17 protein-coding genes are annotated in these 24,049 nt (G+C 70.1%); 11 read left to right on the top strand and 6 right to left on the bottom strand.

The window, feature by feature from the left end:
- Positions 1-484: 484 nt before the first annotated feature.
- Together AB0B94_RS04210 and AB0B94_RS04205 are read left to right on the top strand one after the other, a co-directional pair.
- A complete protein-coding gene (locus AB0B94_RS04210) occupies positions 485-1,276 on the top strand; it encodes a deoxyribonuclease IV (RefSeq protein ID WP_357268085.1) in 792 nt (263 codons plus the stop codon).
- Positions 1,273-3,507, top strand: a complete 2,235-nt coding sequence (locus AB0B94_RS04205; protein WP_357268083.1) for a hypothetical protein — start codon at positions 1,273-1,275, stop codon at positions 3,505-3,507. The genes AB0B94_RS04210 and AB0B94_RS04205 overlap by 4 nt, the downstream gene beginning before the upstream one ends.
- A 121-nt stretch (positions 3,508-3,628) precedes the next feature.
- Here the strand turns inward: AB0B94_RS04205 and AB0B94_RS04200 are convergent, their stop codons facing one another.
- The 3 genes from AB0B94_RS04200 to AB0B94_RS04190 form a co-directional block, all read right to left on the bottom strand.
- Positions 3,629-5,131 (bottom strand): glycosyltransferase 87 family protein, encoded by a 1,503-nt coding sequence (locus AB0B94_RS04200; RefSeq protein WP_357268081.1) that lies wholly within the window; start codon positions 5,129-5,131, stop codon positions 3,629-3,631.
- Between the two features lie 126 nt (positions 5,132-5,257).
- Positions 5,258-8,206 (bottom strand): transglycosylase domain-containing protein, encoded by a 2,949-nt coding sequence (locus AB0B94_RS04195; RefSeq protein ID WP_357268079.1) that lies wholly within the window; start codon positions 8,204-8,206, stop codon positions 5,258-5,260.
- A gap of 197 nt (positions 8,207-8,403) precedes the next feature.
- Positions 8,404-8,853, bottom strand: coding sequence for a DUF5318 domain-containing protein (locus tag AB0B94_RS04190; protein ID WP_357268077.1), 450 nt, complete (start codon positions 8,851-8,853; stop codon positions 8,404-8,406).
- Between the two features lie 175 nt (positions 8,854-9,028).
- On the opposite strand from AB0B94_RS04190, the gene AB0B94_RS04185 reads away from it, so the two are divergent.
- The 3 genes from AB0B94_RS04185 (at position 9,029) to AB0B94_RS04175 (ending at position 11,574) form a co-directional block, all read left to right on the top strand.
- Complete coding sequence (locus AB0B94_RS04185; protein ID WP_030331823.1) at positions 9,029-9,667, top strand: PadR family transcriptional regulator; 639 nt, start codon at positions 9,029-9,031, stop codon at positions 9,665-9,667.
- A 23-nt stretch (positions 9,668-9,690) separates the two neighbouring features.
- On the top strand, positions 9,691-10,770 hold the full coding sequence (locus AB0B94_RS04180; protein WP_238669615.1) for an inositol-3-phosphate synthase: 1,080 nt from the start codon (positions 9,691-9,693) through the stop codon (positions 10,768-10,770).
- A 144-nt stretch (positions 10,771-10,914) separates the two neighbouring features.
- A complete protein-coding gene (locus AB0B94_RS04175; RefSeq protein WP_357268075.1) occupies positions 10,915-11,574 on the top strand; it encodes a hypothetical protein in 660 nt (219 codons plus the stop codon).
- Positions 11,575-11,603: 29 nt separating this feature from the next.
- On the opposite strand, the gene AB0B94_RS04170 is transcribed toward AB0B94_RS04175, so the two are convergent.
- The gene (locus AB0B94_RS04170) at positions 11,604-12,083 is read right to left on the bottom strand and encodes a methylated-DNA--[protein]-cysteine S-methyltransferase (RefSeq protein ID WP_357268073.1); all 480 of its coding nucleotides are present in this window, start codon (positions 12,081-12,083) and stop codon (positions 11,604-11,606) included.
- 117 nt (positions 12,084-12,200) lie between these two features.
- Between AB0B94_RS04170 and AB0B94_RS04165 the strand changes: the two genes are divergently transcribed.
- Both AB0B94_RS04165 and AB0B94_RS04160 read left to right on the top strand, forming a co-directional pair.
- Entirely contained in the window at positions 12,201-12,740 is a 540-nt protein-coding gene (locus AB0B94_RS04165; protein ID WP_238669618.1) for a hypothetical protein, read from the top strand.
- 28 nt (positions 12,741-12,768) lie between these two features.
- Complete coding sequence (locus AB0B94_RS04160; protein WP_357268070.1) at positions 12,769-14,292, top strand: SPFH domain-containing protein; 1,524 nt, start codon at positions 12,769-12,771, stop codon at positions 14,290-14,292.
- A gap of 128 nt (positions 14,293-14,420) precedes the next feature.
- Here AB0B94_RS04160 and AB0B94_RS04155 read toward each other — a convergent pair whose 3' ends face one another.
- Together AB0B94_RS04155 and AB0B94_RS04150 are read right to left on the bottom strand one after the other, a co-directional pair.
- On the bottom strand, positions 14,421-16,499 hold the full coding sequence (locus AB0B94_RS04155) for a S8 family serine peptidase (protein WP_357268068.1): 2,079 nt from the start codon (positions 16,497-16,499) through the stop codon (positions 14,421-14,423).
- A gap of 302 nt (positions 16,500-16,801) precedes the next feature.
- Positions 16,802-18,262 carry a CCA tRNA nucleotidyltransferase gene (locus AB0B94_RS04150; protein WP_357268066.1) on the bottom strand — a complete coding sequence of 487 codons (1,461 nt, stop codon included), beginning with the start codon at positions 18,260-18,262 and terminating at the stop codon, positions 16,802-16,804.
- A 126-nt stretch (positions 18,263-18,388) separates the two neighbouring features.
- Between AB0B94_RS04150 and murJ the strand changes: the two genes are divergently transcribed.
- The 4 genes from murJ to AB0B94_RS04130 all read left to right on the top strand — a co-directional run bounded on the left by murJ (position 18,389) and on the right by AB0B94_RS04130 (position 23,954).
- On the top strand, positions 18,389-20,128 hold the full coding sequence (gene murJ, locus AB0B94_RS04145) for a murein biosynthesis integral membrane protein MurJ (protein ID WP_357268064.1): 1,740 nt from the start codon (positions 18,389-18,391) through the stop codon (positions 20,126-20,128).
- Positions 20,129-20,573: 445 nt separating this feature from the next.
- Complete coding sequence (locus AB0B94_RS04140) at positions 20,574-22,181, top strand: protein kinase family protein (protein ID WP_357268061.1); 1,608 nt, start codon at positions 20,574-20,576, stop codon at positions 22,179-22,181.
- 43 nt (positions 22,182-22,224) lie between these two features.
- Positions 22,225-22,935, top strand: coding sequence for an RNA polymerase sigma factor SigM (gene sigM, locus AB0B94_RS04135; RefSeq protein WP_357268059.1), 711 nt, complete (start codon positions 22,225-22,227; stop codon positions 22,933-22,935).
- On the top strand, positions 22,932-23,954 hold the full coding sequence (locus AB0B94_RS04130) for a hypothetical protein (protein ID WP_357268057.1): 1,023 nt from the start codon (positions 22,932-22,934) through the stop codon (positions 23,952-23,954). Before sigM ends, AB0B94_RS04130 begins: the two co-directional genes overlap by 4 nt.
- The last annotated feature ends 95 nt before the right edge of the window (positions 23,955-24,049 follow it).

Raw genomic sequence — 24,049 nt, 5'->3', positions numbered from 1 at the left:
GGTCGGGTCCGCGCCCGGACGTGCCGACGGGGGCCCACCGTCCGACCGTCAACTGGTCGGTGGTGGGCCCCCGTCTACGAGGCCGCGGGGCGTCCGGTCCGCATTCCTTGGGTGGGACCTGGGGAGGAACGACCACACCGATGAGGTTGGACCGAAGACGCCCCGCGGAGCTTTATCGTGTTGTTATCTGACGATACAACAGCACTCGTACCTTGTCGGGGGGAAAAGCACAATTTTCCGAGATTCGTGGTCGCTCGGTATCCGTGTGCGATGGGGTCGCCCCCGCTGCGCCGGGCCGCGCCGCGGGGGTGACCTCGCTGTCGGCCGTCGACCGCCGGTCGCCGTGTGCGACGCTCGCGCCGCTGGCGGCACCGGGATGCTGGTCGCCGGTTCACACCCATCAACGATCGTCGGTCCCTCCGGTGACGCGACACCGCCCCGGCCGTCGCCCGGCCGGTCGGGGGCTCGACGTAGGCTCGCTCGCATGCGTATCGGAGCCCACGTCGACTCGACCGACCCGCTGGCGGAGGCGGCCGCCCGGTCCGCCGAGACCGTGCAGTTCTTCCTCGCCGACCCACAGGGATGGAAGGCGCCCAAGCCTCGCGAAGATGCCCAGCGGCTGCGCGAGGCCGAGGTCGACCTCTACGTGCACGCGCCCTACGTGATCAACGTGGCCACGCTCAACAACCGCATCCGGATCCCGAGCCGCAAGCTGCTACTCGGGCACGCCAACGCGGCCGCCGCCATCGGCGCCAAGGGCCTGATCGTCCACGGTGGGCACGTCAACGCCGGCGACGACCTGGCCGTCGGCTTCGACAACTGGCGCAAGACCTTCGCGTACGCGGCGGACTCCGGCGGCTTCGGCGTACCGGTCCTGATCGAGAACACCGCTGGCGGCGACAACGCCTGCGCCCGACGGCTGGACGCGCTCGCCCGACTCTGGGACGCCATCGGTGACTACGAGGTCGGCTTCTGCCTGGACACCTGCCACGCACACGCGGGCGGCGAGGAGCTGCTCGACGTGGTCGACCGGGTCAAGGCGATCACCGGGCGGATCGACCTGGTGCACGCCAACAACTCCAAGGGCGCCTTCAACTCCGGCCAGGACCGTCACGACAACCTGGGCGGCGGGACGATCGACCCGGAGCTGGTGGTGGCGGTGATCCGGGCGGCCGGCGCGCCGGTGGTCGTCGAGACACCGGGCGGTGTGACCGGCCAGGCCGCCGACATCGACTTTCTGCGTGAGCAGCTCGGAGCGGAGAGCTCGGCGGCATGACGAGCGGACAGCCCGGGACCGGCAACGCCCGGCCCACCTCCACCGGCGCGGCCGCCGAGAGTCAACCCGCCACCACGGCCGCAGCCGGCACCCCCACCCGACCGGCTCGAACCTCCGACAAGGCCCCCGCCGGGACCACGGCCGCCCAGCCGCCAACTGGCGACGGCGCAGCGGCCGGAACCACCCCGGACGGCGGTTCCGAGGCCGACCCCACGACGAGCGGTCCCGCCACTGACGCGGCCCGCCCCGGCGACAGGCAGGACGCCGCGGCCAGGCAGAGCACCACGACCGAGCAGGTTGCGGCCGAGGACGGCACCGCGGTCAGCGCCAGCACTGCCAAGGGCACCGGCGCGACCAAGGACAGCAGACCGGCCGAGGACAGCGACCCGGCCAAGGGCGCGAAGGCGGACGGCGCCGACGGTACGGACAAGGCTGACAGCGAGGCGAAGCCGGTCGGCCCGGAGCGTTGGGAGGCGTTCGCCTCCGCCCCGGAGCCACGGCCCTCCATTTTCAGCCGGGCGGGCCGGGCGGTCGGCCGGTTCCTGATCCACGAGTGGACCCTGGCCGCCCTCGGCGCGTTGGCACTGGCCGTGTTGATGACCTGGCCGACGCTGCGCTATCCGCGCTACACCCTTCCGCAGGACTACTGGGACCCGAGCCTGCAAGCCTGGCAGATGGCCTGGTCCGGGCACATCCTGCTGGCGGAGCCGGCGCGGCTGTGGCAGTCGAACACGTTCTTCCCCGAGCTGTGGAGTTTCGCGTTCTCCGACACGCTGCTCGGGTACGCCCCGGCCGGGATGCTCGGCAGCGGTCCCGAGGACGCCGTGCTGCGCTACAACATCATGTTCGTGCTGGCGCACGCGCTCGCCACGCTCGGGGCGTACGCGCTGGCCCGACAGCTCGGGGCCGGCCGGATCGGTGCGGCGGTCGCGGGCGTGAGCTACACCTACGCGCCGTGGCTGCTGGCCCAGGCCGGGCACCTGCACGTGCTCTCCAACGGGGGCATTCCGCTGGCGCTGGCGATGTTGGCGCGCGGGCACGGGTGGTCGCTACGGCACGGCTACCGGCCGGAGCGCCGGCATGACGGATGGGTCTACGCGGGTTGGCTGGTGGCGGCCTGGCAACTCAGCCTCGGCTTCGGCATCGGGCTGCCATTCGCGTACTTCCTGGCCGGCGCGGTGCTGGTCACTGCCATCCTGTTCTTCGCACGACGGCTGCGCACCGGGCAGGCCGTGCCGTTCGGTCGCCGGTTGTTCGTCGCCGACGTGCTCGGCGGGGTGTTGTTCGCCGGTGTCGGTCTGCTGATGGCGTTCCCGTTCTTCAAGGTGACCGAGCTGCACCCGTACGCCGAGCGCACCATCGGCGACATCAGCCTCTTCTCGCCGCCGGCTTCGGGCTTCGTGACGGCGCCCGGGGAGTCGCGGATCTGGGGTGGGCTGCACGAGGGTGCCCGGGAGGCGCTGCCGTGGCACCCGGAGATGACCCTGCTGCCGGGCTTCGTGCTCTACGCGCTCGCTGCGGGCGGGTTGCTCTTCTCTGTGTGGCGGCTGCGGCATCGACTGCTGCTGCTCGCCGGGGTGCTGGTGACCATGGCCTTCGCGATGGGCACCCGCTTCTTCGACGGCACCTTCACCTACGTGCCCCTCTTCGAGCATCTGCCGGGCTGGAGTGCGCTGCGTACCCCCGGGCGGTTGATGCTCTGGACCACGTTGTTGCTCGGCCTGCTCGCGGCGGGCGCTGTCACCGCCCTCACCGACCGGGTCCGCGAGCTGACGGCGCAACGAATCCCGTCGTGGCCGGGGCCGTGGCTGCGGACGGCCACCCTGCTGCCGCTGCTGCTCGTCACCGTGGAGGGTCTGAACACCACCCCGCATCCGGTGGTGCCGACCCAGCCGGCGGCGATGCGTTCGGCGGAGGGGCCGATGCTGGTGCTGCCCAGCAATCAGAGCCTGGACCAGCACGTGATGCTCTGGTCGACGAGCGGGTTCCCCGACGTCGTCAACGGCGGTAGCGGCTTCACGCCGCGCCAGCTCGACGACGTCCGTCGGGTGAGCCAGTCGTTCCCGGACCAGACCAGCATCGACTACCTGCGCACGCTCGGCGTCCGCACTGTGGTGCTGCTGCGCGGCCAGGTGACCGGCACGCCCTGGGAGATCACCATCGACGCGCCGGTCGAGTCGCTCGGCATCAGCCGGCAGGAGGTCGGCGACGCTGTCGTCTATCGCCTCTGAGGCTTTGGGGCGGGGTTGCGGGGGAGCCCACCCGGCTCCGGGCGGTCAGGCGTGATCCCTGCGCCGGGCGGGCTCCCCCGCAAACCCTGACCTGGTCCGGGCCGCGTTCGGCCTGAAGGGGTCAGGTGGTGATGGGTTCCACGGAGGGCTCGCTTCTCACAGGGCGGCGCCAGCGGTCTATCCAGGGGGCGTCCGGGGCGCCGTCGAGGACGCCACCGTCCGGGTCGTCCGGGTAGGTGGCCCGCACCGCGTCCTGCTCGGGGTGCAGGATCTCCTTCACGACGAACACGCAGAGCGCCACCACAGTGGCCAGTCGCAGCGTCGAGGCCAGCACGAACACCCCCTCCGGGAAGACCGGCTTGCTGGTTGCCGCGCCGAGCAACTCGCCGTAGAAGGCGACGAAGTAGCAGACCTCGGCGATCTGCCAGGCCAGGAACGCGCCCCACTTCGGGCGGGCCAGCACCACCAGCGGGAGCAGCCAGAGGACGAACTGCTGCGACCAGACCTTGCTGAAGATGAGGAACGCCGCCACCACCAGGAAACCGAGCTGAGCCAGCCGCGGTCGGCGCGGCGCCCGCAGCGCCAGCACGGCGACGCCGAGGCAGGCCAGCCCGAACAGCGCGTACGAGACGGTGTTGAGGGTCGGGATGTTGGCGTTGAGCCACTCGAACGGGCCGAGCTTCGCGGGATCGTTGCCGACCTTGCCGTCCAGGTAGCGCCCGATGTACCAGAGCGTGCCCCAGTCGATCGGTCGGGTGGTGTTCAGTTCGAAGAACCGGTCCCAGTTCTCCGGGTAGGCGCGGGCGGCCGGCAGGTTGACGAGCACCACTGCCGCGATCGCCGTACCGATGGCGACGAGCGCGGCACGAACCCGGTTGGCCCGTAGCGCCAGGATGAGGATCGGCCCGAGCAGGAACAGCGGCCAGAGCTTCGCCGCGCCGGCCAACCCGAGCAGCACGCCGGCCACCGCCGGTCGTTTTCGAGCCCATGCCAGCAGGCCGAAGGCGGCCAGCCCGATGGCGAGCAGGTCCCAGTTGACAGTGGCGGTGAGCACCAGTGCCGGGGCGAGTGCGAACATCGCCGCGTCCCAGGGTCGTCGGCGGCGCAACGCCAGGATCACCGCCACCGTGGCCACCGCGAGCGCACCGAGCACCAGCGCGTTGAGGTTGTAGAACCACTGACCCTGGTTGATGCTCGGGTCGCCGTCACCGATGGCGTGCACCGGCAGGCCCAGCGCCCCCATGAAGTAGCCGGTCAGCACCGGGTACTCGACCGGGTGGTCGCGGTAGGGCACCTTGCCCTCGTTGAGCCCTTCGGCGTAGTAGAGGGCGAGGACGTCGGTGTAGCAGAACCGGGTGTACTGGACGTTGTTCTGCCAGGCGCCGTCCTGGCAGGGCGATTTCTGCACCCAGTGCAGCGCGAGCGTGAGGCACGCCAGCGCCAGCACGATCCGTACGGCGGTCCAGAAGCGACGCTCCCGACCAGCCGGCCGGTTCAGCGCTGTCGCGTGGTCGCCCAGCGGCCCGCCGATGACGCTGGAGATGCCGCGGACGAACCCGTCGGAGCGGGACGGGTGATCGGTGGTTCCGGCGTCGTCGATGCCGGGCGTCGACTGGGTGCTCATGAAGAGGCATCCTGCCGTACGGCAGGGGTGCCCGTCCTGTCCCGGCGCGGACTTCCGGGCACGAAAACGCCGCCGCCGGCCGGGACAGGTCGTCCGGCCAGCGGCGGCGTCGTTCGTTGGTGTGGGTCAGTCCCGGTTGGGTGGCAGGCTGGGCAGCAGCCCGCCACCGCCACCGCCACCGCCTGTTCCGCCGCCGCCGGGATTGCCGCCGGGATTACCTCCCGGGTTGCCGCCGGGATTGCCCCCAGGGTTCCCGCCACCTCCGGGGTTGTTGCCTCCGGGGTTGCAGAGCAGATCGATCAGCGGGTTACAGGGCAGGCCCTGGCCCCCCGGGTTGGTCGGTGGCGGCGGTGGGGGCGGAGGCGGAGGCGCTTCACCGTTTCCGGAATCCGGATCGCCGACGTTCGCGGCGGGCGGGAAGTCGACCTTCGGTTTGCCCTTCAGCGCCTCGTTCATGAACCGCTCCCAGATGTCGCCCGGGAGGTTTCCACCGCTGACCTTGCGGCCGTCCTTGAGGATGAGTGGCTTCCGGTCCCCCACGTTGCCCACCCACACCGCGGTGGCCAACTGTGGCGTGTAACCGATCATCCAGGCGTCGCCGTTCTCCTTACTGCCGTCCTTGAGTTCCCAGGTGCCGGTCTTGGAGGCCGCCTTGCGACCGTCATCGAGCCGGTGGTTGACAGCAGCCGGGTAGTCCTTCAGCACGGACGTCACGTCGTCCACGACGCTCCTCTCGATTCGCCGCTTCGAGTCGAGCTTCTCGCTGTAGACCTTGTCCCACTTACCGGTGTTCGCGTTCTGCTTCTCCACCGAGTACAGGAAGTGGGCCTTGTTGTAGACACCCCCGTTGGCGAAGGTGGCAACGCCGTTGGCGTGGTCCAGCACCGTGATCGGGTACTGGCCGTAGCCGACCACGTTGAAGAACGGCTCCGGCGTGATGTCCTTCGGGTCGCTCTTGGTCAGGTCGTAGGCCTTCGCCGGGTTGGTGTCAGTACGCCACATGGTGGTGACGCCGGCCTGCTTGGCCATGTCCACGACCTTGTCCGCGCCGATCTCCTCGGTGACGTAGTAGAACGGCACGTTCAGGGACTTGAGCGTGGACACCCGCAGCGTGCAGGAGTTACCGCAGTCAGGGTTGTCGTCGCCCGCGTTGCTGACCTTGAAGGTGCCTTCCGGCTTGAAGGCCTTGCCCTTCCAGCGTGACTCGAGCGCCTTCTTCTCCTTGAGCGCCGCCGCCAGCGTGTAGATCTTGAAACTTGATCCGGGCGAGTGACCGCCGCTGATCGCCCCGCTGGAGTCGGTGTTCTTGCCGGCGTAGTCGGTGCCGGTGCCGTTGTCACCGCCGTAGTACGCGACGACCCGACCGTTGGTGGGGTCGATCGCTACCATCGCCGCCATGATGTTGCTCTTCTGACCGGCCAGCTCGGAGCCCTTGGACTTGCGCTGGACCGTCTCGACCGCCGCCGCCTGCATCTTGGTGTCCACAGTGGTGCGGATCCGGTAACCGCCAGCCATCAGCGCCTGGGAGCACAGCGGCTTGGCATCCGTCACCTCCGCGTCCTTCTCGACGCAGATTCCCCTGTCCCGCATCTCCTGCCGGACGTAGTTGATGACATTGCCGTACGGGGTGTCGACGCCGAAGTCGACGCCGATGCCGCCCTTCTTCGGGGACTTGATGCTCTTCAGCGGGTAGGCGGCAGGCCTCGGCTCCTTGCCGGGCACACCGAGCCAGCCCTCCTTGACCATGCCGTCGATCACGTAGTTCCAGCGATCCTGGGCCGCGGTCGGGTTGATCGCCGGGTCGTATCCCTGGTGGGTGGAGCTGGGTTCGGGCTGCTTGATCAGGGCCGCGAGCACGGCACCCTCGGCCGGATCGAGCTTGCTCACCGACTTGCCGAAGTAGGTCTGCGCCGCAGCCTCGATGCCGTAGGCACCCCGGCCGAAGTAGATCACGTTGAGGTAGTGCTGCATGATCTGCGGCTTCGTGTACTCGTCGTTGAGCTTGGAGGCGAGGATCGCCTCCTTCACCTTCCGGGCGTACGTGTCGTCCTTCAGGTTGTCGTAGGCGTTGCGCGCGTACTGCTGGGTGATGGTGGAGGCACCCTGCTTGTCACCGCCGGAGAGGTTGTTCCAGCCGGCGCGGGCGATGCCCTTGTAGTCCACGCCGGAGTGCCGGTAGAAGTTCCGGTCCTCGGCCGCGGCCACCGCGTTCTGCACGTACTCAGGAATCTGGTCGATGGTGACCAGGGTCCGGTTCTGATCGCCCACCTTGGCGATGATCGTCTTGTTGTCGAAGGCGTACAGGGTCGTCGCCTGCGGCGGAGTGATCTCGTCCGGAAGCACCACGTTCGTCGAGTAGTAGGTGAACCCGACCACGCCGATGCCGGCGAGCATGATGAAGACAGCGAATCCGGCGATCAGCAGGTTCATCCGCTTGCGCTTCTTCGCCCGCGCCGCGGCGCCCGAGTCACCCGGACCACGGCCACCCCGACCGGGACCACCCGGACCGCCGGGCCCACCGGGACCCCCCGGGCCGCCCGGCCCGCCGGAGACCGGCGAGACGCTCGCCCGGGCGACCGCCGCACGACCACCGACCGATGCGGAGCCGACGCTGGCCCGACCCGCCGACGCGGTGCCGACCGAGGCCGCACCGACGGCGGCGGCACCGACCGCGGCCCGACCTGCCGGCGCGCCCGGCGCCGGGGAGACGGGCACCGAGGCCCGTCCGGCGCCAGCGCGGCCAGCGGCCACACCTGGTGCCGGGGACACCGGCACCGAGGCTCGACCGGCCCGGCCGCTCGCCGCCGAACCCACCGAGGCGGACCCGGCGGCCGCGCTGCCGCGCGGCGGCACCGAGGCGGAACCGCCGACACTGGCGCGACCACCGGCAGCCCGCGGCGTCACCGAGGCCCGCCCTGGGGTTGCCGTGCCTCGGTCCGAGGCTGACCAGCCGCTCCCGCCGGAATCACCGCCGGGTCTGCGGTACGCGTCGTCCGCGCCCGGCCCAGGGTCACCGTCTGGACCCGAGTGCTGGGTCCGTCCGCGCGCAGAACTGGGATCGCCGTACGAGTTCATTCCTCACACCCTGCCGGTCGCGGTGGGGCGCGGCTGCGCCGCCACCGGGTTGCCGTGAGTTGCTTCACCCGGGACGCCGGCACGGGGGTGCCAGCCGACCAGGGTCATTGCCGTATCAATCGGGCCAATCGGACCACCGAGCGGTCGACCGTCCCGGGTTTCGTCTACGGCCCCGGGGCCGGTACAACCAGCTGAGATCACCGTTGCGCCTCTCGCCTCCGCCGGCCAGCGCCTTCGGCGCCCGCCGCGTTCTGCTCGTTGGTGCCGTCGCTGTCGCCGGTCAGCCCGTCCCGGCCGAGCAGGTACTGCTCGACGAGATGGTTCCAGTCACAACCGAGGCACACCTCCACCACGAAGACCTGGAACTCACGCAGCGTCATCGCCAGCACCGGCAGCTCGGCCAGTGTCCGGGCCTGCCCGGCGGACTGCTTGAGTTCGTCACCGTAAATGTAGTGGACGAGGGTCAGGTTTTCGCTGCGGCAGATCGGGCAGCGCCGGTCGGTCGGCTCGCCATGGAACCGAGCGGCGTTCTTCAGGTACGGCGACGCGTCGCAGACGTCGTACGTGCCGACTCGGCCGGCCAGGAGCTCACGCAGCACTGCTCGCTTCTGAAGCGAGTAGTCGACGACCTGGCGCTGCGTACGCATGCGGAGAAGGGTACGCGGTCCGGCCCGACCAGGCGACCACGCTCACAATCCGTGACGAGGGCATCTCGGAACGGGGGTTTGCCCTGGCCGGCACGACCCGCTAACGTGCGATGTATCGGTCCGATACATCGCGGCGGTTACCGCTCCACGCCGGAGGGTAAAGAGAGGGTGGCCAGTGCTTGAGTTCGCCATCCTCGGCCTCCTGCAGGAGTCTCCGATGCACGGCTATGAGCTGCGCAAGGAGCTGACCGCCAAACTCGGCGCGATCCGGGCGGCGATCAGCTACGGCTCGCTCTATCCCACGCTACGCAGGCTGCAGGCGGCGGGATGGATCACCGAAGCTGCTGAGACACCCGCCACTGCCGAGGAGGTTCCCGCGCTGACCAGCCGACGAGGTCGGGTGGTCTACAAAATCACCGCGGAAGGCAAGGAACGCTTCGCCCAGCTGATCGCACAGGCCGGGCCCGAGACGTACGACGACACGGGCTTCGGGGTGCACTTCGCGTTCTTCGCCCGGACCGACCAGGCGACCCGACTGCGCATTCTGGAGGGTCGCCGCCGCAAGATCGAGGAGCGTCGCGAAGGGCTTCGTGACGTGCTGGGCCGGGCGGCCGAGCGCCTCGACGCTTACACGCTGGAACTGCAGCGCCACGGCCTTGATGCCTGTGAGCGCGAGGTCCGCTGGCTGGAGGAGCTCATCGCCAACGAGCGCTCCGGCCGAGCCCCGACGGTCCCGAACATCGGGACAGCCGGCGGCCGACGAGAAGACAACAGCCCGCCTCCGCCTGGAGAGACCAGGAATGAGCGGCCGTGACAGAAAAGAAGGAGGCAGACGCTATGGGCTCCGTCCGCGTCGCCATCGTCGGTGTGGGTAACTGCGCCTCGTCCCTGGTTCAGGGCGTCGAGTACTACCGGAACGCCAACCCGAACGACCGCGTCCCGGGTCTCATGCACGTCGCCTTCGGCGACTACCACGTCAACGCCGTGGAGTTCGTCGCGGCATTCGACGTGGACGCCAAGAAGGTGGGCATGGACCTCGCGGAGGCGATCGTCGCCAGCGAGAACAACACCATCAAGCTCTGCGACGTGCCGCCGACCGGCGTCAGCGTGCAGCGCGGTCCGACCTTCGACGGTCTGGGCCAGTACTACCGCGAGATCGTCGAGGAGTCGGACGCCACCCCGGTCGACGTGGCGCAGGCGCTGCGCGACGCGCAGGTCGACGTCGTCGTCTGCTACCTGCCGGTCGGCTCCGAGCAGGCCGCCAAGTTCTACGCCCAGGCCGCGATCGACGCCGGCTGCGCGTTCGTCAACGCCCTGCCGGTCTTCATCGCCTCCGACCCCGAGTGGGCCCAGAAGTTCACCGACGCGGGCCTGCCGATCGTCGGTGACGACATCAAGAGCCAGGTCGGCGCCACCATCGTGCACCGTGCCCTCGCGAAGCTCTTCGAGGACCGCGGCGTCGAGCTGCTGCGCACGTACCAGCTCAACTTCGGCGGCAACATGGACTTCATGAACATGCTGGAGCGCAAGCGGCTGGTCTCGAAGAAGATCTCGAAGACCCAGTCGGTCACCTCGCAGATCCCGCACGAGATGAGCAAGAGCGACGTGCACATCGGCCCGTCGGACCACGTGCCGTGGCTGGACGACCGCAAGTGGGCGTACATCCGCCTGGAGGGCCGCTCGTTCGGTGACACCCCCCTCAACGCCGAGCTCAAGCTCGAGGTGTGGGACTCTCCGAACTCGGCAGGCGTCATCATCGACGCGGTCCGGGCCGCGAAGATCGCCCTGGACCGGAAGATCGGTGGCCCGATCCTGTCGGCCTCGTCGTACTTCATGAAGTCGCCGCCGGTGCAGTACGCCGACCACGACGCCCACCAGGCCGTCGAGGAGTTCATCGCCGGTGAGGTCACGCGCTGACGCGCTGATCACCAGCACCGTCGAAGGGCCGGGTCCGTGCGGACCCGGCCCTTCGGGCTGCATTCCCGGGTACGACAGCCGCCCGTGATCCTCACCACCGCCCACGGGACCACGGGTGGCAACGAGGCTCCCGATAATCCAGTCATGGCCTCCCGCACCGACAGCACAGCTAAGGCCTCGCAACCGGCCCGAACTCCCCGGCCCCGCGTCGTCGCGTTGGCCTGCCTGCTGCTGGCCCTGGCCGCTGTCGCGCAACTGGCCGCGCTGCCTCTCACCTACTGGCACCAGGACTTCTTCCACACGGCCGCCAGGTCCTTCGAACCCACTGGCGGAGTCGCCTTCGCCGGTCTGGGCAGCACCGCCGACCTGCTGGCCGACCTGTTGACAGCGGTGTTGGCGATCGGCCTTCTCGCGCTGGCCGCCGCCAACGTCGTGGGGGTGAACGGCGCGCGGATCGCCTCCTGGGCCACGGCGCCCTTCCTCGCCTGCTGCGCCACCGTGGGGGCGGTCCGGTCTCCCCGGCCGCTCTACTCCGTGTACTCCGACGGGGACATCGACCGGATCACCACGATGGCGCGGGACGGCATGCCGCTGTGGCTGGAACCTCTGTTGCTCACCCTTGGCCTGGGCGCGCCGGTGGCGATACTCGTCGCTCTGGTCCTGCTGGCTTTGCCCCGGTCCAACGACTTCTTCCGGCGGCGGCTCCCGGTCGACCCACCGTGGCTCGGGCACCCGGGTGAGGTGGTGACGCCGTCCAAGGCCGCCTCGCCCGCCAGATCGGAAGGACCGCCCAGCGCCGGGTGATGCCCCGCTCCGGCGCCTCCGCAGAGGGCTCAGGACCAGGCGTGTCGCAGCGCGACCCCAGCCTCCAACTCCAGCAGCTTGACCTTGCGCGGCAGGCCCCCACCGAAGCCGACCAGCTTGCCGCCCGCGCCGACGATCCGGTGACAGGGCACGAGCACCGGGACCGGGTTGCGATTGCACGCCACTCCCACCGCCCGCGCCGCCCCCGGGTCGCCGACCAGGCGCGCCACCTCGCCGTACGTCAGCGTCTCTCCGTACGGGATCCGGGTCATCTCCCGCCAGACGGCGCGCTCGAAGTCGGAGCCGCGTGGCACCGACACCGGAACGGTGAACGCGGTCAACTCACCGGCGAAGTACGCCCGCAGCTCGTCGACGGCCTGCCGGGACAGCGCGTCGTCGGGCTCGATGGTGGCAGCCTCGAACCTGCCGAAATGGGCACCGCGGACGCTCGTGCCGTCGGTGGCGACGGAGAACTCACCGATCGGTGAGTCGAGCACAATCCAGCGCATCCACCTATTCTCCCCGACGCGGGCTCTCTCGCCGGCCCGGCCACCAACGTCGGCCTGAGCGCCACTCCCGACCCGGCATCGGTAGATCATCTTGGGGCCCTGCCAGGCCGTTCGGCGTTGCGCGGCGTCGATACCGTCAAGGTCGTGGCAACCGGGACGCTCATCTTTCTGATCATCGGCGGGGCGGGCATCGGTGTGCTCGCGCTCGCCCTGCTCGGCACCGAGCTGCTCCAGTTCGGGCACGCCGACGTGGACGGGCCGATCTCGGTCGAGACGGTCGCCGGCTTCGCCGGGGCTTTCGGGTTCGGCGCGGCCATCGTCAACGAACTGCTCGGTGCGCGTACCCCCGGCATGGTCGTCGGGGCGGCGGCCGGCGGCGTGCTCGCAGCCGTGCCCACCGGCTGGTTGGCGTCCCGGCTAAGCCGGGCGGCGCGGAACATGCGCACCGACCCCACCCCCACCCGCGACGACCTGGTCGGCGCGCTCGGCCTGGTCGTCACCCCGGTGCCGGCCAACGGGTACGGCGAGGTTCGCATCCGCCTCGCCGGCCAACCGGTCAAGCTCAGCGCCCGCGCGGACCAGCCGATCCCGATCGGCGCACAGGTCTTCGTCGTGCAGGCGCTCAGTGAGACCAGCGTGCACGTAGAGACCTACTGACCTCCCCCTCATAGACGGGACTCCTCATATGGCCCTACTCATCGCCATCGGTGGCGCGGTCCTCCTCGCGCTCATCCTGGTGCTCTTCGTGCTCTCCCGGATCAAGGTGGCGGGCCCGAACGAGGCGTTCATCGTCACCGGTCGCAAGGGCCGCACCACCCAGACCGCCGACGGCGGGCGGTCCACCGACAACTCCGGGCAGAAGGTAGTGCTGGGTGCCTCGGTGTTCGTGCTGCCGGTGGTGCAGAAGCTCCAGTCGCTCGACCTGTCCAGCCGGCGGATCGACGTCGGCATCCGGGGCGCCGTCAGCAAGCAGGGCATCCGCGCCGACCTGCACGGGGTGGCGATCGTCAAGGTCGGCGGCACCGAGGACGCGATCCGGGCCGCCGCCCAACGGTTCCTGCACCAGCAGGACGAGATCGACAACTTCACCCGGGAGGTGCTGGCCGGCGCGCTGCGCTCGATCGTCGGCCGGCTCACCGTCGAGGAGGTCATCCGGGACCGGGCGGCGTTCGCCAGCGCGGTCGCCGAGGAGGCCGAGCACTCGATGACCAACCAGGGTCTGGTGTTGGACACCTTCCAACTCCAGGACATCCTCGCCGAAGGCTCCTACCTCCAGGACCTGGGCCGACCCGAGGCCGCCCGGGTGCTCAAGGACGCGGCGATCGCCGAGGCCCGGGCCCGGCAGCAGGCCGAGCAGGAGCGACTGCTGGCCGAGGAGGCCATCGCCGAGGCGAACCGCAACCTGGCCCTCAAGCAGGCCGGCATCCAGGCCGAGATCGACGCGGCGAAGGCGAAGTCCGCAGCGGCCGGACCGCTCGCCCAGGCCGAGCGGGACCAGGCGATCCTCTCCGAACAGCAGAAGGTGGCCGAGCGCAACGCCGAACTCAAGCAGCGCCAACTCGACACCGAGGTTCGCAAGCCGGCCGACGCGGCCCGGTACAAGGTGGAGCAGGAGGCCGAGGCGTCCCGCAACGCGGCGGTGCTGCACGCCGACGCGCAGCGCCAGTCGGTCATCGCCGCCGCGCAGGCCTCCGCCGAGCAGGCCCGCCTCACCGGTGAGGGCGAGCGGGCCCGACGGGCCGCGCTCGCCGAGGCAAACGCCATCGAAGGCGCCAAGGAGGGTGAGGCCGAGCAGCGGCGGCGTTCCGCCATCGCCGAGGCGGTGGAGCGGGAAGGTCAGGCCGAGGCCGCGGCGATCCTCGCCAAGGGTGAGGCCGAGGCCGACGCGATGGCGCGCAAGGCCGAGGCGTTCGCCGCGTACGGAGAGGCGGCCGTACTGGACCTGCTGGTCAAGGTGCTGCCGCAGGTCGTCGAGGCGGCCAGCGCGCCGATCGGGGCGATCGACAAGATGACAGTCATCTCCACCGACGGTGCGTCGTCGCTCACGAAGTCGGTGGCCGGCAACGTGGCCCAGGGCCTCCAGCTCGGCAGCGACCTCACCGGGATCGACCTGCCCGGCCTGCTGGCCCGGCTCGGTGCCGGACGCACCGACGTCACCGCGCCGGCCACCGGGGTCGGCACTGTGGACGGCAACACCGTTTCGCGCTGAGCCCGAGGGGCCGGCCGGCCGTCAGGGCGCTGGCCGGCACCGGATGACCAACGAACGGCCGGCGCCCGCCGACACCGCCTCCCGAGGGAGGGGTGCCGGCGGGCGCCGGTGGTAATTCCGTTGTTGGTTCAGGCGAGGTTCATGACGAAGCGCTCGCCCGCCGAGAGGCCGAAGTCCGGAGCAAAGAAGTCGAAGTTCTTGTTCGGGATCAGCTGGCTGGTCCCGGCGCTGCCGGCACTGACCGCCTGCCCGTCGACGTTCGCGTAGATCCAGCCCGACCCGTCAGTGGTCCCGACACCCCGGTGCCAGAAGGTGAAGGCCTCCCAGGCGTCGATACCGGTGGCCGAGGCGAGCATCGGCTGCGATCCGGCACCGGTCGCCGAGACCCACTTGCCGTTGGCCAACGACCGCAGGCCGAAGTAACCGTAGAAGTCCAGATCGAACAGCTCGAACTTCTCCCAGGTGCTGACCGTCGCGGCCACCGGGATCAGCGGCTTGCTCCCGGCACCGTCAGCGGAGACGTACTTGCCGCTGGCGGACGACTTGAAGCTGACGATCAGGTTCGTCTCGAGGTCGAACTTCTCCCAGGTGCTGGCGTTGGTCGCGCTGGCAATCAGCGGGCCACCGTTGCTGGGCGCACTGACGTACTTGTTGTTGACAGTGGCCTTCAGGCTCACCGTGCCGTCGATGTTGTGAACCAGCTGGAACCTCTCCCAGGTGCTCACCGACGCGGCGGCGGCGATCAGCGGCTTGCTGCCGGCACCGTTGGCGCTGACGTACTTGCCATTGACGTTCGCCCGCAGGGCGACCAGGCCGCTGCCGGCGTCGACGATGTCGAACTTCTCCCAGCCGCCCAGCACCGGGCCGACGGAGGCCAGCGGCTTGCTGCCCGCACCGTCAGCCGAGACGAAATAGCCGTTGGAACGCGCCAGCAGACCGTGCGCGGTGCGCGCGGGAGAGAGGGCCGACGCGACGTTGAGCAGCCGGTCCACCCCGCCCTGCGGGTTCAACACAGCGCCGGCGAGCCCTCGGGTCACTATCGTGTTGCGCACCTGCGACGGAGACCACGTCGGGTTCGACTGAAGCAGCAGCGCAGCGGCTCCCGCCACGTGCGGCGACGCCATCGAGGTCCCGCTGAAGGCCACCGACCCGTCGGTGGTCCCACTTGCCGCCGAGACGATGTCCACGCCCGGGGCCCAGACGTCGACACACGAACCGTAGTTCGAATCGAAGAGTTCGGTGGAGGCCCGACGGTCGATCCTGTCGGTGGCTCCGACGGTGATCGCCGCCGACACCCTGGCCGGGGTGTAGTAGCAGGCATCGTCCGCTTCGTTGCCGGCGGCCACCGCGTAGGTGAGACCGGTGGCGATGGAGTTGCTGACCGCGTTGGAGAGCGCCGGGGAGTCCGGGTCCTCCGGGCCGCCGAGGCTCATGTTGACCACGGCAGGCTTCTGCGCGTTGGCGGTCACCCAGTCGACCCCGGCCAGGACCTCCTCGGTGGTGCCAGAACCCTCGCAGTCGAGGACCCGGACGGCGACCAGGTTGACACCCTTGGCCACGCCGTACTTCGTGCCGCCGACGGTGCCCGCCACGTGCGTGCCGTGACCGTTGCAGTCCTGCGCCACATTGTCCCGGTCGATCGCGTCGTAGCCGTACGAGGCACGGCCACCGAAGTCACTGTGATTGATGTCGATTCCGGTGTCGACGATGTACGCCCTCACCCCGGCACCGGTGGTGGGGTAGGTGTAGCTGCCATTCAGCTTGGGCGAGACCTGATCGATCCGGTCCAGGCCCCAGGAGGGAGGCGCGCTCTGCGTTCCGCTCTTGTGGAAGCGGACCACCGGCTCCACGGATGCGACATCCGGGTCGGCGGCCAGCCGGCCGGCCTGCTTCGCGGTCATCGCGGCGGAGTAGCCGTTGACGGCGTTGCTGTACAGCCGGCCGACGCTGCCACCGTTCTCCTTGGCCAGAGCCGAGGCGGCAGCCTTGATCTTGGCGGGGGTGGTCTTCTTGGCCTTGAGCACCACGATGTAGCGACCCGGCACGACCTCGGCGGGCTTGGCCTTGGCCAACCGGCCGTCCGGCTTGGGAGCGGTCAACTTGCTTGCGGGCTTCGGTGCCAACGGAGCGGTCGGTTCGGCCATGGCGGCCCCGCCGGTCGCGGCGCTGACGATGATGGTTGCGGAGGCGAGAGCAAGGCTCGCCACCGCCGAGCGGCGTATCACGCCACGGCGTTTCACTAGGTGATCTCCCCGTTGGTCGTCGCCCGTCCAATCCGGACGACCGGACGGGCGGTGGGGTCGGCGGCGGTGTCAGTGCACCGGTAGCCGACGGACGCCCAGCCATCATGGACGACGATGAAAGCGATACACCTCAGCCATTCGGTCGATCCGCTGGCGTTTCGTCGTCGACCGGACAGCTGTGCGGTGCGGCAGCCACGTCCTGAAGTGACGGCTCCCGCCACCTCGCTGCAGACCGCGCTATCTGACCAACACTGACGTCGGGCGCGTCAGCCGATGATGCCCTCGGCGCGAGCCCAGCGCAGCAGCTCCGCCTCGGCGGCATCGCGGTCCAGCGGGCCGTGCTCAAGGCGTTGCTCCTTGAGGTGCTTCCAGGCCCGCCCGACCACCGGCCCCGGCGGTACGCCGAGCAGCTCCATGATCGCGTTACCGTCGAGGTCGGGTCGAACCCGCGCCAGGTCTTCCTCGGCCGCGATCCGGGCGATCCGATCCTCCAGCGCGTCGTAGTCGGCCGCGAGCTGGGCGGCCTTGCGCCGGTTGCGGGTCGTGCAGTCGGAGCGGGTCAGCTTGTGCAGGCGGGGCAGCAGGTCACCGGCGTCGGCGACGTAGCGGCGCACCGCCGAGTCGGTCCACTCGCCCCGCCCGTACCCGTAGAAACGCAGGTGCAGCGCGACCAGCGCGGTCACCTGCGCTGTGACGTCCTTGGGGTAGCGCATCGCCTTCATCCGGGCCTTGGTCAGCCGGGCGCCGACCACCTCGTGGTGGTGGAAGCTGACCCGGCCGTCTGACCCGACCGCCTTCGTCGCCGGCTTGCCCACGTCGTGCAGGAGGGCGGCCATCCGCAGGATGAAGTCGCAGCCCTCCTCCTCGTAGGAGACCGCGTTCTCGACGACAGTCAACGTGTGCTCGTAGACGTCCTTGTGCTGGGCGTGCTCGTCGATCTCCAGCTTCAGCCCGGTCAGCTCCGGCAGGAACCGCTCGGCCAGCCCGGTGTCGACCAGCAGCCGCAGCCCGGTGATCGGGTCCGCGCCGCAGAGCAGCTTGGTGAACTCGTCGCGGATCCGCTCGGCGGTGATCCGGTCCAGGTCGGCGGCCATCTCGGTCATCGCCAGGTGCACGTCCGGGTGCACGGCGAAACGCAACTGGGCGGCGAACCGGGCGGCCCGCAGCATCCGCAGCGGGTCGTCGCCGAACGACTCACCAGGCGTGCTCGGGGTACGGATCACCTTGGCCGAGAGATCGTCCAGCCCACCGTGCGGGTCGGTGAACCGGTGCTCCGGCAGGCTCACAGCCATCGCGTTGATCGTGAAGTCGCGCCGCTTCAGGTCCTCGTCGAGGCTGGTGCCGTACACCACCACCGGGTTGCGGCTGACCTGGTCGTACGACTCCGCACGGAAGGTGGTGATCTCCAGTCGGAGGCCGTCGCGCTGAGCGCCGATGGTGCCGAACTCCCGACCGGTCTCCCAGATCGACTCGGCCCAGCCCTTGATGATCCGCAGGGTCTCGTCGGGGTGCGCGTCGGTGCAGAAGTCGAGGTCATCCCCGAGTCGACCGAGCAGGGCATCCCGCACCGAACCGCCCACCAGGTGCAACTCGTGACCGGCGCGGACGAAGCGGCGGCCCAACTCGTCGGCGACCGGGGACACCCGGAGCAGTTCGGCGACGGCGTTGCGCTGCGCGGCGGTGAGTTCGCGGCGGTCGGCGGCGTGAGGAGCGGAGGCTTCGGACATGGGATCACCAGCTTATCGGGCGGGGGTGTGATCCGATCCGCCGGGCGCGGGTAACGGGTGGGGGTTGACTATGGTCTGTGGCGTGCGGGTCGGTGTCCGACTCGACGTACCCCTGGGAGGCTGGAGATGAGCGGCGGGCTCTACCGCAGCGCCAACGCCACGCCGGACGGTAACGTGCCGCCGGCTGACGGGGCGGTCTTCATCTCCGCGGAGCCGCTGAACCAGCCTGCGGTGGAGGCGACGGCACCCCCGCCCGAGGTCGTCGGCGAGACCAGCGCCGCCGCCAACAGCGCGGTCATGGCTGTCGGCAGTCTGGTGAGCCGGGGCACCGGCTTCATCCGGAACCTGATGATCGGCGCCGCCCTCGGCAACCTGATCGGCAACGCCTACACGACAGCCATCTTCCTCCCCAACCAGGTGTACGAGTTCCTGCTCGGCGGAGTGCTTACCAGCGTGCTGATCCCGGTGCTGGTCCGTCGACGCAAGAGCGACGCGGACCGGGGTGAGGCGTACGCCCAACGGTTGCTCAGCCTCGCGGTGCTGGCGTTGGCGGTGGCGGCCCTGATCGCCGTGGCGTCGGCGTCCTGGCTGACAGCCATCTACGCCAGCGGCAAGGACGAGGCCTACACCACACTGATCACCCGCCTGTCGTGGCTGATCCTGCCGATGCTGTTCTTCACCGGCGTCAGCGCGTTGATCGCAGCGGTGTTGAACACCCGGGGTCACTTCGCCGCGCCGATGTGGGCCCCCATCCTCAACAACCTGGTGGTGATCGGCGTCTTCGGTCTCTACATCCTGGTCTACGGGGCGAAGGGGCTGCAGCCGTCGGAGGTGGGCACCGGTCGGATCCTGCTGGTCGGTGGTGGCACCCTGCTCGGCGTGGCGGTGCAGACCGCCGGTCTGCTGCCGGCGCTGCGCAAGGTCGGCTTCCGGTGGCGGTGGCGGTTCGATTTCCGCGAGCTGGGGCTGCGCGAGCTGGCCCAGCTCGGGGCCTGGATGTTCTGCTACGTGGCGGTCAACCAGCTCGGCCTCTTCGTGGTGGTCAATCTCCTCACCCGGGCCGCGGGCACTGACCAGGCCGGCATCCTGATCTACAACAACGTATTCCTGCTGCTGATGATGGCCCACGGCATCATCGCCGTCTCGATCATCACCGCGCTGATGCCCCGGATGGCAGCCGCCGCAGCCGACGGGCGGTTCCACGACGTCACAGCAGACCTCTCCCGAGGTGTCCGGATGGTGTCGGCGGTGCTCGCGCCGATCGCGGTCTGCTACGCGGTGCTGTCCACCCCGATCTCGGTGGTCGTCTTCCGGTACGGGGCGTTCAGCGCCGAGAACGCGACAGCCACGTCCACCGTGCTGCTGTTCGCCGCAATCGCCCTGGTGCCGTTCGCGATCAGCCAGCTCTTCACCTTTGCCTTCTACGCCCTGCCGGACACCCGCACCCCGGCCCTGATCAACATTCCGGTGGTGGCGCTGCGGGTCGGCGTACAGATCGTGCTGTTCGCTGCGTTCGCCGCGCACTTCGCAGCGGCCGGAATGATGATCGGCAACGCGGTCTCCTACGTGGCGGCGGCGGTCGCGTCCGCCTGGTTGCTCCGGCCTCGGGTCGGCCGGATCGGCCTAGGCGCCATCATGCGCACCCTCGGCCGGGTCGTGGTCGCCGCACTCGGCGCGGCGCTGGTCGGATGGTTGGTGATCACCCTGCTGCCCGGCGGCGACGAGCCGAGCTGGTTCGAGGCGGCAATCCAGCTCGTGATCGGTGGCGTGGTGATCGGCGGGAGCTACCTGGGTCTGGCCATGCTGCTGCGGATCGGGGAGATCACCGAGGTGGTCGGAATGGTTCGCCGCCGCCTCGGTCGCTGAACGTCCACACCTGATTACAACAAGTTGGCACTCATACGGACCGTGACTACGGATCACCAGGCTGGGGATGCACCTGTGGATAACTCCGCGATTCGCCGGTCAACCACCGCTTCGGCCTGTGGATAACCAACCGTACGGCTGAGGGTGGCGACCCGATCGGTGGGAACGTACGAGGCAGCGCGAGCGCCACGCCAGCCCAGCCCCGGCGTCGGTCACTTGCGGTGAAGCCGTAGATTAGCTAGTACATGTGCCAGCAACGTGGCTGACAACGGTCGTAACCGGACGAGCTCTTCGACTGCCGGAACCCCGCCAGGTACGGCGGGAAGATGACATGTCGGAGAGACGGGCAACCCGGGTAAGGTCGCTCTCGACGGGTACGGCAGGGGCCGACGCTGGGCGTCGACACCGGTCGGCCGGTTCCTTCAACGGCAGAGCGGGAAGCCACATGCCCAGCAGTTCGGGTTCATCGATCGACACGATCACCGAGGGAGGACGGGTGACCCAGGTCGGCGAGGGTCAGGAGGCGGACGAAAGCGCTCCTCCGGTCATGACCTTCGGTGCTCCCACGGCCGGTGAAGTCCTCGCCGAGCGGTACGAACTGGTTGAGCACATCAACAACGACAGCGCGGGTCGGCTGGTCTGGCGCGGGGTCGATGTCATCCTGCGCCGTCCCGTTGCCGTGGTGCTGCGTTACCCCGGTGGCGACTCCGCCACCGAGATGCTTCAGGCCGCCGTCGCGGCCAGCCGGGTCATCCACCCCAACCTGGTCGGCGTCTACGACGCGATCGACGAGGCCGACCGGGCGTACGTGGTGCGCGAGTGGGTCGACGGGCAGTCCCTGCGGGACCTGGCGACCGACGGCCCCCTGGACCCGGCTCGGGCCACCGCGATCGGCAACGCCGTCGCGAGCGCGCTCGCCGCGGTGCACGCCACCGGCATGGTGCACGGAAACGTCCACCCCGGCACCGTCATGATCAGCGATGAGGGCCGGGTGGTCCTGGCCGACGCCCGCACCGACGGCGCCGACAGCCAGGAGAACGACATCCGGGCGGTCGGCGGGGTTCTCTACTTCGCGCTGACCGGCTCCTGGCCGCACGCCGAGGCACCACTGCACGGCGCCACCGCCGGCCACGGCCGCGCCGCCATCCCGGACGCTGTTCGGGACGCCGGGGGTGCCATCGCGGCACCGCGCCAGGTGCGGGCGGGCGTTCCGGCGTACCTGGACGACCTGACCATGGACCTGCTCGACGCCGAGATCGCGCCGCCGTCCTCCGACGTGCTCGCCGCGGAATTGGCGCGACTGGACGTGCCGGCCGAGGATGAGCACTACCTCGACAACAGCGGGCCGCTGCGGTTCGCCGCCGAAACCGGGGAAGAGCCGTCGCCACTGGCCGCGGCCGGGGGTCGCAAGGTCGCCGTCGGCATCGCTGGTCTGCTGGCCGTCGCCCTGGTCGGTCTGCTGATCGGAATCATCGCGTTGGGCGGCGACGACGAGGACCCACAGTCCAACCCGATCTCCGCACCGACCTCAAGTGCCCCGGCCGGCGGCGCCACCCCGGCCGCCGCGACGGCCCGCAAGCTGACGGTGAAGAACGTCCGGATCATCGACCCGGACAGCAAGGACCGCAGTGAGGTCGACGGCGCCGAGAAGGTCATCGACGGTGACGAGGACAAGGGCTGGGAGACCGAGACCTACCGGGACCGGCCCAACTTCGGCAACCTGAAGAAGGGCATGGGCGTCTGGATCGACCTCGGCGAGCCACACACCGTCAAGTCGGTGCAGGCAGTGCTGTCGGCCACCAACGCGTCCGCCCAACTGTTCGCCGGCACCACCAACCCGCCGTCCAGCTCGAGCGGTGACAAGCAGTTGGTCGCGAACTACAAGACCGCCATCGGCCAGCCGTTCGAGGACCACGACGGCACCACGATGACGTTCAACGGCTTCGACGCCGACCAGAAATACCAGTACCTGCTGTTCTGGATCACCGAGTTGGCTCCGGCCGAGGGTGGGTTCAAGCTGGGGGTGCAGGAGATTACGGTCCAGGGGTCGTGAGCCGGGCACCACGATCCGGGCGTCGCACGCACTGGACGCGGTGATGGACGAGCGCGCCGCCGCAGGCGACCTGGAGCTGCTGCGCGCGCACGTCGCCGGGGACCGGGACGCCTTCACCGAACTGTTCCACCGGCACCGGGACCGGTTGTGGGCGGTGGCCCTGCGGACGCTCGGCGACCGCGAGGAGGCAGCCGACGCACTCCAGGACGCCCTGCTGTCGGCGCATCGGGCGGCGGCCCGCTTCCGCGGCGACTCCGCCGTCACCACGTGGCTGCACCGGATCGTGGTCAACGCCTGCCTGGACCGGATCCGCCGACGGCAGGCGCACCCCACGGTGCCGCTGCCGGATGGCAACCGGGCCGACGACGGCACCGGCGGGCTGGAGCCGGCGGCGCCGGTAATGGACCACGACACAGTGCTGGTGGTCCGCGAGGCGCTCGCCGCGCTGCCCCTTGAGCAACGCGCCGCGCTGGTGCTTGTCGACGTACAGGGCTATCCGGTCGCCGAGGTCGCCCGCATCCTCGGCGTCGCCGAGGGCACTGTGAAGAGCCGGTGTGCCCGGGGCCGGGCGCGGCTGGCAGTGCTGCTCGGGCATCTTCGCCCCGCCGCCGTCGCGACGCCTTCGGCCCGACCGGACCCCACCGCCCCGTTCCCGGGCGTGCCCGGCGTCACGCCCGGGAACCCCGGCCTGGTGGAGGGCGTCGGATCGGGGTCAGGTCGATACCGGCGGGACGCCAACCAGGAGGACACGTGACGACCGAGGGGTTCCGGGAGGTCGACATCGACCTCCTCGCTGACTACCTCGGCGGGGCGTTGGACGGCACCCCGCAGCAGGACGAGGTCGCCCAACTGGTCTCCGCGGACCCGGCCTGGGCCGAGGCGTACACGCTGCTGGCCCCCGCCGTGACCGAGGTCCGGACGGACCTGACCCGCTGGGCCGAGCCGTCACCGGAGATGCCGGCGGCGATCACCGACCGCCTCCTGGCCGCCTTGGCCTCCGCGAAGCCGACGACCGACACCTCGACCGAGGAGGCACCCGCCGGCGCGCCCAGCGTCGATCGGGCCGGCGACGCGGCGACGCCGTCGGTCGTACCGGCGCAGGGCGGGGCCGGTCGCCGGCCTCCCGTCCCCCCGCCCGCCGGGTCGGGGCGCAGGGCGTCCACCGGTCCGGGCCGCCGCCAGCGCGGCTGGGCCCGCCGCGGCGCACCAGTGGCCGCCGCCGCGGTCGCCGTCATCGCCGTCGCGCTGGGCCTCAACCAGCTCTCGATGCGGGCGTCGGACGACTCCGGTCGCACCAACGCCATGAACCAACCGGCCAGCGCGCCGGAGGGCGTCGCGGGGGCCGGGACGGCCCGCACCACCGGGCCGGCACTGCACAGTGGTACGAACTACACGCCGCAGAGCCTCGGCAACGCCTACGACACTGACGCGCCACGCACACCGGCCGCCAGCCCGTCGACCGGCAACACCCCGGGCGAGCAGCCGAAGGTGGATGCCGAGGGTGGTCGCCGTCCCTCTCCCTACGGGTCGGACCAACTGGCCCGGCTGACCGACGAAGCCGCGCTGACCAGCTGTCTGGCCAGTGTCGCGACGGAGCACGGATCGGCCCCACTGGTGGTCGAGGTGATCGATTACGCGCGGTTCCAGGGCGATCAGGCGCTGGTCATCCACTTCACCGACGCGACCGGCGCCCGGTGGGCCTGGGTGAGTGGCCCGGAGTGCGGAGTGCCTGGGTCCGGCTCGGACAGCCGGTATTCGGCGCGGGTAGGGTGAATCCACGGTCAATGGCACGATGACGCCCCACGTGACCTGACCCACCGGATGCCCGGCTCGGGAATCCCCGGTTCGTACGATGACGTTCTGGAAGT

This window comes from Micromonospora sp. NPDC048986 (assembly GCF_040649335.1).
Taxonomy (GTDB): Bacteria; Actinomycetota; Actinomycetes; order Mycobacteriales; family Micromonosporaceae; genus Micromonospora; species Micromonospora alfalfae.
Note: the sequence above shows the minus strand (reverse complement) of the source record. Positions and strands in the feature narration are given on the sequence as shown.